Source organism: Microvirga vignae, assembly GCF_001017175.1.
GTDB lineage: Bacteria > Pseudomonadota > Alphaproteobacteria > Rhizobiales > Beijerinckiaceae > Microvirga > Microvirga vignae.
This window is the reverse complement of the sequence record NZ_LCYG01000023.1, coordinates 34,167-47,405: the sequence shown is the minus strand read 5'-3', so window position 1 is coordinate 47,405 and position 13,239 is coordinate 34,167. Positions and strand designations below refer to the sequence as shown.

The window sequence follows — 13,239 nt, the reverse complement described above, 5'->3', positions numbered from 1 at the left end:
CAACGGAATACTCAGATGCTCGAAATCAAGAACCTCGTTGTCCAGATTGAGGACAAGCGCATTCTCAACGGCCTCAACCTCACCGTGAGCAAGGGAGAGATTGCCGCCATCATGGGCCCGAACGGCTCGGGCAAGTCGACCCTGTCCTACGTGATCGCCGGCAAGGAGGACTACGAAATCCTCGACGGCGAGATCCTGCTCGACGGCCAGAACCTGCTGGAGATGGAGCCGGATCAGCGCGCCGCTGCCGGCGTGTTCCTCGCCTTCCAGTACCCGCTTGAGATCCCCGGCGTCGGCACCATGACCTTCCTCAAGGCTGCCCTGAACGCACAGCGCAAGGCGCGTGGCGATGATGAGCTGTCGACCCCCGACTTCATCAAGCAGGTGAACGCGGCGGCCGCCAAGCTCGAGATGCCGAAAGACATGCTCAAGCGCGCCCTCAACGTCGGGTTCTCCGGTGGTGAGAAGAAGCGGATGGAGATCCTACAGATGGCACTGCTCCAGCCGTCCTTCTGCATCCTGGACGAGACGGATTCCGGCCTCGATATCGACGCGCTGCGTATCGTGTCCGAAGGCGTGAACTCGCTGCGCTCGCCGGATCGTTCGTTCCTGGTCATCACGCACTATCAGCGCCTCCTGAACCACATCGTGCCCGATACCGTGCACGTGATGCATGGCGGCCGCATCGTGCGCACCGGCGGCAAGGAGCTGGCCCTTGAGCTCGAGGCCAACGGCTACGCCGATTACCGGGAAGAAGAGGCCGCGTAAGATGGCTGACGTCACTCTCATGAAGACGCCGGCTGAAACCGCGCTGGCGCAGGCTTTCGAAAGCGCCAAGACGACGCTTCCGGGCAACGCTGAATCGCGTGCCCAGGCCTTCGAGCAGTTCAACCTCCGGGGCCTCCCGCATCGCCGCGTGGAGGAGTTCAAATATACCGATCTTCGCGCTCTCCTGCGCGAGATTGCTCCCTTCGCGGGCGTGCCGACGGCTGACGAAACCAAGGTTGCGCTCCAGGGCTCGAAGGCCTTCAGCAATGTGGCCGCGCTGCAGGTGCCGTTCGTGAACGGCCATTTCGTGCGCGAGGCCGTGGACTTCCATAATCTGCCGGAGGGCATCGAGCTCGTGCCCCTGCGCGAGGCTCTGGCTGACGGCCACGAGTGGCTGGCTCACTTAAGCCCGGTGCCATGGGCGAGCGACAACCCGGTCTATCAGCTCAACACGTCCTTCATGGCCGATGGGGTGATGATCCGCGTTGCAGGCTCTGTCGAGACGCCGGTTCACCTACGCTTCGTCACCGCTGCTGCCTCGGCCGTCGCGACCGCGACCCGAGTGCTCGTGGTGGTAGAAGAGGGCTCCTCCTTCACGCTCATAGAGTCCCACGAGAGCACGGACGGCGCCAACCATCAGCCGAACGACGTGGTCGAAATGCTCGTCGGAGACCGGACGAACGTGCAGCACGTTCGTCAGAATGCCGAAGGCGACAGGACGCTGGCTCTGTCGACGCTCGCTCTGAAGATCGGCAGCGAGGCGGTCTTCAACAGCATCAACGTGGTGACTGGCGCTGCTACCTCTCGTCACCAGGTCTACGCCATTCTCAATGGCGAGAACACGAACCTGCGAGTCAACGGCGCGACCATGCTGAAGGGTACTCAGCACGGCGATTCCACGCTGGTGGTCGAGCATAATGCTCTCCACTGCGAGAGCCGCGAGCTGTTCAAGACCGTGGTCGATGATGAGGCCACCGGCGTCTTCCAGGGCAAGATCATCGTTCCGCATCACGCCCAGAAGACCGACGGTCGCATGATGTCGGCGGCGCTTCTCCTCGGCGAGAACGCTGCGATGAACAACAAGCCGGAACTCGAAATCTTCGCCGACGACGTGCAGTGCGCCCACGGTGCCACCTGCGGTCAGCTCGACGAGGATCTCCTGTTCTACCTCATGGCCCGCGGCCTGCCGAAGAAGGAGGCCGAGAGCCTTCTGGTTCAGGCGTTCCTCGGCGAGGCCATCGAGTTCGTTGAGAACGAGAGCGCCCGCGAGGCTCTCGTCGGTACGGTCGAGAGCTGGCTGAAGGCTCGCACGTAAACGCAATCCGTCATGGCCGTCCCCGGACTTGATCCGGGGATCAGTCCCGGCCATCCACGTCTTCCCACCTTGTCGTGGAGCAAAGACGTGGACCCCGGAATGGGCCAGGGATGACGGCGGAGGAAGGCTCAGGCGATGAATTTGCAAATCAAGCCATACGACGTCGAGGCGATCCGGGCGCAGTTCCCGATCCTGTCGCAGCAGGTCTATGGTAAGCCGCTCGTCTATCTCGACAATGCCGCCTCGGCCCAGAAGCCGCGCGCGGTGATCGATGCCATGGTGAACGCCATGGAGACGGGCTACGCCAACGTCCATCGCGGCCTGCACTACATGGCCAATGTGGCGACGGAAGGCTTCGAGCGCGCGCGAGAGACGGCGCGCGAGTTCATCAACGCTGGCTCCATTGAAGAGATCGTCTTCACCAAGTCGGCCACGGAAGCCTACAACCTCGTGGCGGATTCTTTCGGGCGCATGAATATCGGGGAGGGGGACGAGATCATCCTCTCCATCATGGAGCACCATTCCAACATCGTGCCCTGGCACTTCCTGCGCGAGCGGAAGGGCGCCGTGATCAAGTGGGCGCCGGTGGACGACGAGGGCAACTTCCTCGTCGAGGAGTTCGAGAAGCTCTTTTCTCCCCGTACCAAGATCGTCGCGATCACGCACATGTCCAACGTGCTGGGCACCACGACGCCTATCAAGGAGATCATCCGCATCGCCCACGGGCACGGGGTTCCGGTTCTGGTGGATGGTGCGCAGGGTGCCGTGCATCTCGACGTGGACGTGCGAGATCTCGATGCCGACTTCTATGTGTTCACGGGCCACAAGGTCTATGGACCGACCGGCATCGGCGTTCTCTACGGCAAGCGCGAATTCCTCGAGAAGATGCCGCCTTACCAGGGCGGTGGCGAGATGATCCGCGAGGTGCGCGAGGATGCGATCACCTACAACGATCCGCCGCACCGCTTCGAGGCCGGCACGCCCGCGATCCTTGAGGCCATCGGTCTCGATGCCGCCCTGCGGTTCATGATGCAGCTCGGCCGGGAGAATATCCGGGCCCATGAGGAGGCCCTCTCGGCTTATGCCCATGAGCGCCTGCGGGCCATGAACTCCATCCGCATCATCGGCGAAGCCAAGGGCAAGGGCCCGATCATCGCCTTCGAGCTGAAGAATGCCCACGCTCATGACGTGGCCACGATCATCGACCGGCAGGGCGTGGCCGTTCGGGCCGGCACGCATTGCGCCATGCCGCTTCTCGCCCGTTTTTGCTCGACCTCGACCTGCCGCGCGTCGTTCGGCCTCTACAACACCATGGAAGAAGTCGATAAACTGGTGGACGCCTTGCAGAAGGCGGAAGCCCTGTTTGCCTGAAGGATAGACCTGTGAACGATCAGACCCCCGTCCAAGATGCGCCCAACGCGCCGCAGGTGTCCCCCGGCTCGAAGATCCCGCCGGAAGAGCTCGACCGCATGACGGACGACATCATCGCGGCACTCAAAACCGTCTATGATCCCGAAATCCCGGCCGATATCTACGAGCTCGGCCTGATCTACCGGGTCGACATCGACGACGACCGCAACGTCTCCATCGACATGACTCTCACGGCTCCGGGTTGCCCCGTGGCCGGCGAGATGCCGGGCTGGGTGGAGAATGCGGTGGCATCGGTTCCTGGCGTTCAGAGCGTCAAGGCCACCATCGTGTTCGATCCACTGTGGGACCAGAGCCGCATGTCGGACGAGGCGCGGGTCGCGCTCGATATGTGGTGAGCCAGAAAAACGTTACGCTTTGGGGTTTCTCACGCGTTATGGCCGGGCTCGCCCCGGCCATCTTCATGTCTGCCCTCGTTCGGGAAATCAGGTCCGGTTGATGGAAACACCTCCATCGACAAGAAGGGCTGTGCCCGTCGTGAAGCTCGACGCATCCGAGGCGAGGTATAGCACTGACCGGGCAATCTCCTCGGGACGGGCGCGCCGCTTCAAAGCATGCAGGCCCTCGACGAAGGCCTTCGCCTCAGGCGTGCTGACCCATGCTTCCGCCATGGGCGTATCCGTGCCTCCCGGCAGCAACGCGTTGACGCGAATGCCTTTCGGTCCAAACTCGGTGGCTAAAGACTGGGTGAGTCCGATCAATCCAGCCTTGCTGGCTGCGTATGCTGCAACACCCGGCATGCCGGCCGTATAGCCGACGAAGGTGGAGGTGAAGATGAGAGAGCCTCCTCCACGGTCGAGCATGGCCGGAATCTGGTATTTGGCGCCAAGAAAGGCGGCGGTGAGGTTGGTTGCGAGCGTCTCGTTCCAACCGGCGAGCGATATGTCTTGCGTCGGCCCCATTTCGCCGTTCGTGCCCGCATTGTTGAAGGCAATGTCAAGCCCGCCGAAACGGTCGGCCGCCGTTTTGACGAGTGCATGGGCCAATGCCTCGTCTCTGACATCGCCGGCAACGGCAGTGGCGCGCCCGCCGGCTTCTTCGATTTCCGCGACCAGTGCGTTCAGCATCTCCGATCGCCTCGCCGTCACGATGACGTTCGCGCCTTCCCGTGCAAACAGTTTTGCCGTTGCATAGCCGATTCCTGAACTGGCTCCGGTCACGATGGCCGTCTTGTTCATGAGCGTCGTCACAGATGTTCCTTTCCTCAGGTGAGCCCAATGCTCAGAATTGGATTTTCAGATCTCACCTGTGGCTCCCACCCGTTTCCTGCGCCCGATTTCTGTGGCGAAGTCACCACAGCGTCGCTTTTCATCATCGGCTGAGGGAGCAAGCCGGACGCCGATCTGTCCGCACCCGGTTTTATGGTTGCTGGCCTGCTGACCTTTGTTCAGGCGAATTGCCGCTCGCCTCGTCGGCATTGGCCTCAGGCCGGATCACATGCGGGTCGGCCTCGTCTCCATTCCGGTCCGGCGCGGCTTCGTCCGCGAGGCCAGCCATGATCTCGTCCGCTTCCTCGACGGATGAGAGGACCGGCTGGCGAGGAGCATCGGGAACGGCGGAGACCATCGCGCGGGCGATTTCCTGCTCGGCCATCACCGCCTTTGTCGCGCCATACTTTGTCACGTGTTCTTCCTGAGCAGCGGAATGGACGCGCGCGATGATTGGCAGGTTCGGGTTGAGCCTGCGGGCCTGCTCGACGATCTGGCCGCTTTCAAACGCGTCAGGGATAGCGACCAGAAGGCAGCGGGCTTCCTTGAGATTGGCAGCGGCGGCAATCTCGGGGTCGGCGGCATTGCCGACGAGGGTCTCATTGCCATCTCTCTCGAGATCGGCGAGCTGGCTCTTGTTGGCCTCGATCACCAGGAAAGGTGTTCCGGAAGCGGTGAGTTTCCGACTGATGAACTTGCCGACCCGGCCATGGCCCACGAGGACGACATGATCCGTCAGTGCGGTTACGGGCAAAGGTTCTCGCACGATGGAGGGCTGCTCCGGGTGTGCTTCTGTGGCTTCCGCTGCAGCGGCTTTCTCCGCCTTTGCGGGCTCGCGCTTCGCAAACCACCGGTCCAGAAGCGCGAACAGGAACGGGTTCATGAGGATCGAGAGAATGGCGCCTGCCAGGATGAGATCGCGTCCCTGGTCCGGCAGCAGCTGCAGTTCGACGCCGAGGCCTGCCAGGATGAAGGAGAATTCGCCGATCTGGGCGAGGCTCGCTGCAATGGTGAAGGCTGTTGCATCCGGATGGCGGAAGAGGCGGACGATGGCATAGGCCGCGAGCGACTTGCCGATGACGATGATCAGGAAGGTGGCCAGCACCGGCCCGAATTCGTTGATCAGGATCATCGGATCGAACAGCATGCCGACCGAGACGAAGAACAGGACGGCAAAGGCGTCCCGAAGCGGCAGCGTTTCCGAAGCGGCCTGATGGCTGAGCTCGGATTCGCTGAGCACCATGCCCGCGAAGAAGGCGCCGAGCGCGAAGGACACACCGAACAGTTCCGCTGCGCCGAAGGCCGTGCCAAGGGCGATGGCGAGAACCGAAAGGCGGAACAGTTCGCGGGAGCCTGTATGGGCCACGTAATGCAGAATCCATGGGATTACGCGGCGGCCCACGATCAGCATGATGGCGACGAAGGCAATGACCTTGCCGAGGGTGAGGCCGAGCGAGATCACGATGCCTTCGAAATCGGCCGAAGCGCTGGAAGTGGCATTGGCGAAGGCTGGCAACAGCACCAGCGTCAGCACCATCGCGAGATCCTCGACGATCAGCCAGCCGACCGCGATATGGCCGCGTTCCGTCTCGACCAATCGGCGCTCCTGCAGGGCGCGCAGCAGCACGACGGTGCTGGCAACCGAGAGGGCCAAGCCGAAGACGAGGCCGCCGCCTATGCTCCAGCCCATTGCCCAGGCGAGTCCCATGCCGAGGAGCGTGGCGCTGGCGATCTGTACGACGGCGCCGGGGACGGCGATGGCTTTGACCGAGAGAAGATCCTTCAAGGAAAAGTGAAGACCGACGCCGAACATCAGCAGGATCACGCCGATCTCGGCGAGCTGGTTGGCGAGCGTCTGGTCCGCCACATAGCCGGGTGTGAAGGGGCCGACCAAGACACCCGCGAGGAGATAGCCCACGAGGGGAGAAATGCGGATGCGTTGCGCCATGGCGCCGAGAACGAATGCCAGAACAAGGCCGACGACGATGGTTGAGATCAGCGGCATGTGATGCGGCATCTGTTCTCCTTCACAGGCAGGTTATCTTTTCGGGTGGGTTCTCCCGATATGGGCCAGCTAGACCGTCGCCACAACCCCGGCCGGTCTCGACGTTTGCGTTTCGATCTCTTATCTATGGAATAATTGTACTCGTTCTGCCCGGGCCTTGAACCCGGCTGTCAGGAGAGAAGGCTTATGGCTCTACCCGGCTTCAAGGTCGTCACCTTGACCGATGCGGCGGCGAACCGCGTCAAGGACATCATCAGTAAAGCGGACAAGCCCATTGTCGGCGTCCGCGTCGGCGTGAAGAACGGCGGCTGCGCCGGCATGTCCTACACCATGGAATATGCAGAAAGCATCAACCCCCTCGACGAAGTGGTCGAGGACAAGGGCGTGACCGTGCTCATCGACCCCAAAGCGGTGCTGTTCCTTCTCGGCACGGAAATGGATTTCCAGACGACGAAGATGTCGTCCCAGTTCGTGTTCAACAACCCGAATCAGACTTCGGCCTGCGGTTGCGGCGAATCCGTTGCGATTACGCCGGCCACGCCGCCTGCGCTCCACACGGCGGGCTGAGCATCATGGACGCCGAGGCCATCCGCGAGATCTTTCAGGCGTTTGGCCCGGTCAGCATCCGTCGCATGTTCGGCGGGCAGGGAATCTACTGCGATGGTGTGATGTTCGCCCTTGAAGACGAGGGCGAGCTCTACCTGAAGGTGGACGGCGAAAGTGTCGGCCGCTTGCGCGATCTTGGTTCACGGCCCTTCAGCTACCAGACGAAGGATGGCCGGACCACGATCATGAGCTATTGGCTCATGCCGGAATCCGCTTTGGACGATCCGGATGAGGCGGCCGAGCTGGCGCGCATGGCTTTCAAATCTGCGATTCGGGCGAAAGCCGCTAAAGCATCGGGCCTAAAAGTGGACTTGCACTTTTAGGATTGGTCCGATGCTTCTTTTTTAGAGGAGCGCATCGTTTGGCGCGGAAAACCGGGTCCACTTTTCGCTGACGCGGCCCTTCGGGTCCGCACGATGCACTAGCGCCAAGAAGGCGAAGAAACCTTCGCCTGCTCGCAAGTCGCGAAAGCCCGTCCCCGAACCTGTGCTTTAAGATTTCTTGATCGTGACCGGACGCATCAGGAAGGCTGGCACGTGATCGCCCATGCCTTTGACCGGCACGTCATCATCATCGCGACGCGAACGTCCCTGGCTGCCCTTCGAGGCTGGCCGATCACGATCGGGGCGAGCCCTGCGCGTTTCCTCCTGTTGAGGTGCGGGGGGGGCACGGACAGGTGATGCCTCCTCTCCCGTATGCTCGGCCCGGGCGCGTTGCCGGTCACCGGAGCGAACCTTCACTTTGCGACCCCGGGAGCGCTCCTCACCGCGCCCGCCGCGGCGGGATGACGAGCTTTCGGATGCCGGAAGCTCCGCAAGCGTTGGGCCTTCCCATTCGATCGACGTGTTGATCAGCTTCTCGATGGCGGCCAGGGATTTCTCATCGCCCGGACCGACCAGGGTGAAGGACTGACCCGTGCGGCCCGCGCGGCCCGTGCGGCCGATGCGGTGGACATAATCCTCCGCATGATGCGGCACGTCATAATTGAACACGTGGCTCACGGACGGGATATCGAGACCGCGGGCAGCCACGTCGCTCGCCACCAGAATGGGCATCTCGCCGCTGCGGAAGCTGTCGAGGGCCGCCATGCGGGCATGCTGGTCCATGTCGCCGTGAAGAGCGACAGCTCCGAAGCCATGCTTCTGGAGCGAACGATGGAGCACCGCCACGTCGCGCTTGCGATTGCAGAAAACGACAGCGTTCTGCAGGTCTGTCGCATTGCGGATCAAGCCGCGCAGCGTCTCGCGCTTCTGCCAATCCTCTCGGCCCGTCGCCACCAAGCGCTGCGTGATCGTCGCCGCCGTCGAGGCGGCGCGGGCGACCTCGATCTTCACCGGGTTGTGCAGGAAGGCATCCGCGAGGCGCTGGATCTCCGGCGGCATGGTTGCGGAGAAGAACAGCGTCTGCCGCGTGAACGGCACGAGCTTCACGATACGCTCGATATCGGGGATGAAGCCCATGTCGAGCATGCGGTCCGCCTCGTCGATGACGAGAAGCTCGACACCGGTCAGCAGAAGCTTGCCACGCTCGAAATGGTCGAGCAGTCGGCCGGGCGTGGCAATCAGCACGTCGACGCCGCGGGTGATCTTGGCATCCTGGTCGCCGAAGGACACGCCGCCGATGAGCAGGGCCACCGAGAGCTTGTGGTTGATCCCATACTTGTCGAAGTTGTCCTGAACCTGGGCCGCCAGCTCGCGGGTCGGTTCGAGGATCAGCGTGCGCGGCATGCGGGCCCGGGCGCGGCCGTGCTCCAGCATGGTGAGCATGGGCAGCGTGAAGGCGGCCGTCTTGCCGGTGCCCGTCTGAGCGATGCCCAGCACGTCCTTGCGGGCAAGCACATGGGGGATTGCCTTGGCCTGGATCGGCGTCGGCTCCGTGTAACCGGAAGCGGCAACAGCCTGTTGAACTTTATCGCTAAGTCCGAGTTCGGCGAACGACATGAATATCTATCTATACCGTTTGGGGCAGGGTGCGCTTAACGTGCCGGCCGCGCTCTACGGCAACAAACAGGCGCGAGACTGGTTTCACCTGAGGCTCTTGCTCAAGTGAAGGTGTGGCGGGACCATAGGACAAGCTATCAGCTTGTCAATACAAGCAAACTTGCGAGGATAAAGAGGCGATGGCCGACACGCTCGTTCTGATTCCGGGTTTAGCCTGCAATGCGCGCCTGTTCGAGGCGCAGATCTCGGCCCTGTCCGGCAGCAGGAACATTGTCGCCGCCGACCATGCCCAAGATGATTCGATTCCTGCGATTGCGGCCCGCCTGTTGAAGAATGTCCCGGAGCGGTTCTCCCTCGCGGGGCTCTCCATGGGCGGATACGTGGCTATGGAGGTCATGCGCCAGGCTCCTGAACGCATTCAGCGCCTTGCCTTGCTCGACACAACCGCCAGACCCGATACCCCGGAGGCAAGCCAGGATCGGGAGCGCCTCATCGCTTTGGCCCAGTCCGGGCGTTACGAAAACATCATCACGAATTGGTGGCCCCGCCTTGTTCATCCTGATCGGCGTGACGACAAGGCTCTGCAGGACGTGGTAGCGGGCATGATGCGGCAGGTCGGTGCAGAGGCCTATATCAGACAGCAACACGCCATTATGGCGCGTGCCGATTCACGACCTCTGCTATCTGGAATCGAAATTCCGACGCTGATTCTCGTCGGGGAGGGCGATGCCATCACCCCACCTGAAATTGCCCGGGAAATGGCCGAAATGGTCGAATGGGCTTCCCTCGTAGTGATTCCCGAAGCGGGGCACTTGTCCGCCCTTGAGCAGCCCGAGCATGTCACGCACGCCCTACGACTATGGCTCGAAGAAGGCTGATCAAGCGGCGGGAGAGGCATTCCCTGAAGAATGGTCAATGATTCCTTATCAGCCTGCGAACGGCAGTTGGGGGTCCTGTTAACCATTGAGGCGTTGGGAAAATGTCCGCTGTTCCAAAGCCTTGCGTCCTCTCTGCATTCCTTGCTGCCATCGTGGTTGGCGCAATCTCAACCCTTCAATCGGGCCACTCTCCCCTTGCGGGAGGACGCGGCGAAGCTTCCCTGGGAAAGTGTGGCGCAAAAGTGACAGACGTTTCGGGGTCTCTGGGTTAGAAGCGGGGCCATAGCCTTCTTTGTGAACGGATATAACTATGAAAAAGATTCTCCTCGCTTCGGTTGCTCTGCTCGGCCTCACCGCTGCTGCTTCGGCTGCCGACCTTCCCTCCCGCCGCGCTCCGGCTCCTGTCGTCGCTGCTGTTCCGGTCTTCACCTGGACCGGCTTCTATGTCGGTGTGAACGCCGGCTACGGCTGGAGCGATGACGACCTCGACGGCGTCGACTTCGCTGATGACGATGACGACGGCGGCTTCGTCGGCGGCGCCCAGGTTGGCTACAACTACCAGATCGGCTCCTTCGTGGTTGGTCTCGAAGGCGACATCCAGTTTGCGGATTTCGGCCGCGAGGGCGCCTTCACGTTCGTGGATCCGGTCACCGGCGACACCTTCACGGGTGATCTCGACTCCAGCGACTGGTTCGGCACGGTGCGTGCTCGCGCCGGTGTGGCCTTCGGTCAGGCTCTCATCTACGCCACCGGCGGCTTTGCCTTTGCCGACGATGCCAACGGCTGGACCGTGGGTGGTGGTCTCGAGTACGCCTTCACCAACAACCTGTCGGCCAAGATCGAAGGCCTGTATGTCAGCCTCGACGGCGACAATGACGACTTCGATTTCGACTTCGACAACGACACCGACTTCGGTGTGGTGCGCGCTGGTCTGAACTACCGCTTCGGCACCTACTAAGATCCGTCGCTTCCGCGACAGAAAAGGCCCGGGGAGACCCGGGCCTTTTTCGTTAGGGCGATGCCTAATAGAAAAGGGCCGCTCCCGCGAGGGAGCGGCCCTTCCTAAGCAAATTGCATTTACTCGACGATGGTCACGACCTTGCGGGTCTTGGGGTCCACCAGGACTACGTCGTCGTTATAGACGAAGTAGCTGTAGCCCTTCACCGAAGGGATATCGGACACGATAGTGTCGGGGACGGTCTGCAGCTCAACGGTTTCTGGCACCGTCCAGCCCACAGTGACGTTTTCCTTCACGGTGACCGGCTTTGCCGTGCTCAGACGCTGACGAATGACAGTGCGCTTTTCCGGAGCGATCGTGATGGAGCCGGTGGTCTCCGTGGTCGTGGTCGTCACCGAAGTCTGGGCGCCAGCCGGAACAGCGGCCATAAGGCCAACAGCGGTGGCGGCGGCAAGCATCGTAGCTTTCATCGTTCTACTCCTCTGAGCCTTTCTGAATCGCCTGAGCCGGACTCAGGCCCGCGGTCACTCTGATCGACCGCTTCGGGCGGGCTAACTCGGAAGGAGCAGGAAACGTTCCTGATTCGCTGTCACTTTTTATCCTATCGGGCCGCCTCAAAATTCCTGGTCGGAACAAAAAAGCCGGAGCCTTGAGGGCTCCGGCAGGCAGGCTGCGGAAATTGCAGCCGGGAGGAATCTCCGGTCCTGCTTAGCAGGAGTAGTACATCTGGAACTCGACCGGGTGCGGGGTCATCTCGAAGCGAGCGACCTCGGTCATCTTCAGCTCGATGTAGCTGTCGATGAAGTCGTCGTTGAACACGCCGCCGGCCTTGAGGAACGCGCGGTCCTTGTCGAGGCTCGCGAGAGCTTCGCGGAGCGAGCCGCAAACCGTCGGGATCTTCTTCAGCTCCTTCGGGGGCAGATCGTAGAGATCCTTGTCCATCGCCTGGCCGGGATCGATCTTGTTCACGATGCCGTCGAGACCAGCCATCAGCATCGCCGCGAAAGCGAGGTACGGATTGGCGGTCGGATCGGGGAAGCGAACCTCGACGCGCTTGGCCTTCGGCGAAGTCGTCCACGGAATGCGGCAGGAAGCCGAACGGTTACGAGCCGAATAGGCCAGCAGAACCGGAGCCTCGTAGCCCGGGACGAGACGCTTGTAGGAGTTCGTCGACGGGTTGGTGAAGGCGTTCAGGGCCTTGGCGTGCTTGATGATGCCGCCGATGTACCACAGGCACTCCTGGGAGAGGTCGGCATACTTGTTGCCGGCGAAGAGGGGCTTGCCGCCCTTCCAGAGCGACTGGTGCACGTGCATGCCCGAGCCGTTGTCGCCGTAGACCGGCTTCGGCATGAAGGTGGCCGTCTTGCCGTAGGATTGGGCGACGTTGTGGATGCAGTACTTGTAGATCTGCATCTCGTCGGCGGTGCGGACGAGCGTGTTGAACTTCGTGCCGAGTTCGTGCTGGGCGGAAGCCACCTCGTGGTGGTGCTTCTCGACCGTCACGCCCATGGCCTTCATGGCGGCGAGCATTTCGCTGCGCATGTCCTGAGCGGAATCCAGCGGGGGAACCGGGAAGTAGCCGCCCTTGGTCGGGATGCGGTGGCCGAGGTTGCCGCCCTCGTAAGCCGTGTCGCCGTTGATCGGCAGCTCGGACGAGTCGAGCTTGAAGCCGGTGTTGTAGGGGTCGGCCATGAACTTCACGTCGTCGAACACGAAGAACTCAGCCTCGGGGCCCACATACACCGTGTCGGCGATGCCGGTGGACCTGAGGTAGGCCTCTGCCTTCTTGGCGATGCCGCGCGGGTCGCGGTTGTAGGGCTCGCCCGTCGCCGGCTCGAGAATGTCGCAGTTGATCGACATGGTGGCTGCCGAGAAGAACGGGTCCATCTGGGCCGTCGTCGGGTCGGGCATGAGAGTCATGTCGGATTCGTTGATCGCCTTCCAGCCGGCGATGGACGAGCCGTCGAACATGATGCCGTCGGCGAGCAGGTCCTCATCGACCATCGAGACGTCGAAGGTCACGTGCTGCCACTTGCCGCGCGGATCCGTGAACCGGAAGTCGACGTATTTGACGTCGTTATCTTTGATCGCCTTGAGCACATCCTTGGCGGTCTGCATGTCGTAGTCCTCTTC

The 13,239-nt window shown here is 62.0% G+C and carries 13 protein-coding genes; 8 read left to right on the top strand and 5 right to left on the bottom strand.

What is annotated here, in order from left to right:
* The first annotated feature begins 15 nt into the window (after positions 1-15).
* The 4 genes from sufC (at position 16) to AA309_RS10745 (ending at position 3,849) form a co-directional block, all read left to right on the top strand.
* Complete coding sequence (gene sufC / locus AA309_RS10760) at positions 16-768, top strand: Fe-S cluster assembly ATPase SufC (RefSeq protein WP_047189022.1); 753 nt, start codon at positions 16-18, stop codon at positions 766-768.
* A gap of 1 nt (position 769) precedes the next feature.
* Entirely contained in the window at positions 770-2,083 is a 1,314-nt protein-coding gene (gene sufD / locus AA309_RS10755) for a Fe-S cluster assembly protein SufD (RefSeq protein ID WP_047189021.1), read from the top strand.
* Between the two features lie 135 nt (positions 2,084-2,218).
* Positions 2,219-3,454, top strand: coding sequence for a cysteine desulfurase (locus AA309_RS10750; RefSeq protein ID WP_047189020.1), 1,236 nt, complete (start codon positions 2,219-2,221; stop codon positions 3,452-3,454).
* Positions 3,455-3,552: 98 nt separating this feature from the next.
* Complete coding sequence (locus AA309_RS10745; RefSeq protein WP_425286867.1) at positions 3,553-3,849, top strand: SUF system Fe-S cluster assembly protein; 297 nt, start codon at positions 3,553-3,555, stop codon at positions 3,847-3,849.
* 87 nt (positions 3,850-3,936) lie between these two features.
* Here AA309_RS10745 and AA309_RS10740 read toward each other — a convergent pair whose 3' ends face one another.
* Together AA309_RS10740 and ybaL are read right to left on the bottom strand one after the other, a co-directional pair.
* On the bottom strand, positions 3,937-4,701 hold the full coding sequence (locus AA309_RS10740) for an SDR family oxidoreductase (RefSeq protein ID WP_150117489.1): 765 nt from the start codon (positions 4,699-4,701) through the stop codon (positions 3,937-3,939).
* 169 nt (positions 4,702-4,870) lie between these two features.
* Complete coding sequence (ybaL, locus tag AA309_RS10735) at positions 4,871-6,736, bottom strand: YbaL family putative K(+) efflux transporter (RefSeq protein ID WP_047189017.1); 1,866 nt, start codon at positions 6,734-6,736, stop codon at positions 4,871-4,873.
* Positions 6,737-6,910: 174 nt separating this feature from the next.
* Here ybaL and AA309_RS10730 point away from each other — a divergent pair, with 174 nt between their 5' ends.
* A complete protein-coding gene (locus AA309_RS10730; protein ID WP_047189016.1) occupies positions 6,911-7,291 on the top strand; it encodes a HesB/IscA family protein in 381 nt (126 codons plus the stop codon).
* A gap of 5 nt (positions 7,292-7,296) precedes the next feature.
* Complete coding sequence (locus AA309_RS10725) at positions 7,297-7,653, top strand: TfoX/Sxy family protein (RefSeq protein WP_047189015.1); 357 nt, start codon at positions 7,297-7,299, stop codon at positions 7,651-7,653.
* A 168-nt stretch (positions 7,654-7,821) separates the two neighbouring features.
* On the opposite strand, the gene AA309_RS10720 is transcribed toward AA309_RS10725, so the two are convergent.
* Positions 7,822-9,270: a DEAD/DEAH box helicase gene (locus AA309_RS10720; protein ID WP_047189014.1), complete on the bottom strand. Its 1,449-nt coding sequence runs from the start codon at positions 9,268-9,270 to the stop codon at positions 7,822-7,824.
* Positions 9,271-9,449: 179 nt separating this feature from the next.
* Here AA309_RS10720 and AA309_RS10715 point away from each other — a divergent pair, with 179 nt between their 5' ends.
* Positions 9,450-10,148, top strand: coding sequence for an alpha/beta fold hydrolase (locus AA309_RS10715; protein ID WP_047189013.1), 699 nt, complete (start codon positions 9,450-9,452; stop codon positions 10,146-10,148).
* A 310-nt stretch (positions 10,149-10,458) separates the two neighbouring features.
* Positions 10,459-11,106 (top strand): outer membrane protein, encoded by a 648-nt coding sequence (locus AA309_RS10710; protein ID WP_052954624.1) that lies wholly within the window; start codon positions 10,459-10,461, stop codon positions 11,104-11,106.
* Positions 11,107-11,225: 119 nt separating this feature from the next.
* On the opposite strand, the gene AA309_RS10705 is transcribed toward AA309_RS10710, so the two are convergent.
* The gene (locus tag AA309_RS10705) at positions 11,226-11,576 is read right to left on the bottom strand and encodes a DUF1236 domain-containing protein (protein WP_047189012.1); all 351 of its coding nucleotides are present in this window, start codon (positions 11,574-11,576) and stop codon (positions 11,226-11,228) included.
* 238 nt (positions 11,577-11,814) lie between these two features.
* Positions 11,815-13,224, bottom strand: coding sequence for a type I glutamate--ammonia ligase (gene glnA, locus AA309_RS10700; RefSeq protein ID WP_047189011.1), 1,410 nt, complete (start codon positions 13,222-13,224; stop codon positions 11,815-11,817).
* Positions 13,225-13,239 lie beyond the last annotated feature (15 nt).

Coding starts and splice junctions, on each gene's coding strand:
- AA309_RS10715 (WP_047189013.1), top strand. CDS start 9,450: ATGGCCGACACGCTCGTTCTGATTCCGGGTTTAGCCTGCAATGCGCGC.
- AA309_RS10720 (WP_047189014.1), bottom strand. CDS start 9,270: ATGTCGTTCGCCGAACTCGGACTTAGCGATAAAGTTCAACAGGCTGTT.
- AA309_RS10725 (WP_047189015.1), top strand. CDS start 7,297: ATGGACGCCGAGGCCATCCGCGAGATCTTTCAGGCGTTTGGCCCGGTC.
- AA309_RS10745 (WP_425286867.1), top strand. CDS start 3,553: ATGACGGACGACATCATCGCGGCACTCAAAACCGTCTATGATCCCGAA.
- sufC (WP_047189022.1), top strand. CDS start 16: ATGCTCGAAATCAAGAACCTCGTTGTCCAGATTGAGGACAAGCGCATT.
- ybaL (WP_047189017.1), bottom strand. CDS start 6,736: ATGCCGCATCACATGCCGCTGATCTCAACCATCGTCGTCGGCCTTGTT.
- AA309_RS10710 (WP_052954624.1), top strand. CDS start 10,459: ATGAAAAAGATTCTCCTCGCTTCGGTTGCTCTGCTCGGCCTCACCGCT.
- glnA (WP_047189011.1), bottom strand. CDS start 13,224: ATGCAGACCGCCAAGGATGTGCTCAAGGCGATCAAAGATAACGACGTC.
- sufD (WP_047189021.1), top strand. CDS start 770: ATGGCTGACGTCACTCTCATGAAGACGCCGGCTGAAACCGCGCTGGCG.
- AA309_RS10705 (WP_047189012.1), bottom strand. CDS start 11,576: ATGAAAGCTACGATGCTTGCCGCCGCCACCGCTGTTGGCCTTATGGCC.
- AA309_RS10730 (WP_047189016.1), top strand. CDS start 6,911: ATGGCTCTACCCGGCTTCAAGGTCGTCACCTTGACCGATGCGGCGGCG.
- AA309_RS10750 (WP_047189020.1), top strand. CDS start 2,219: ATGAATTTGCAAATCAAGCCATACGACGTCGAGGCGATCCGGGCGCAG.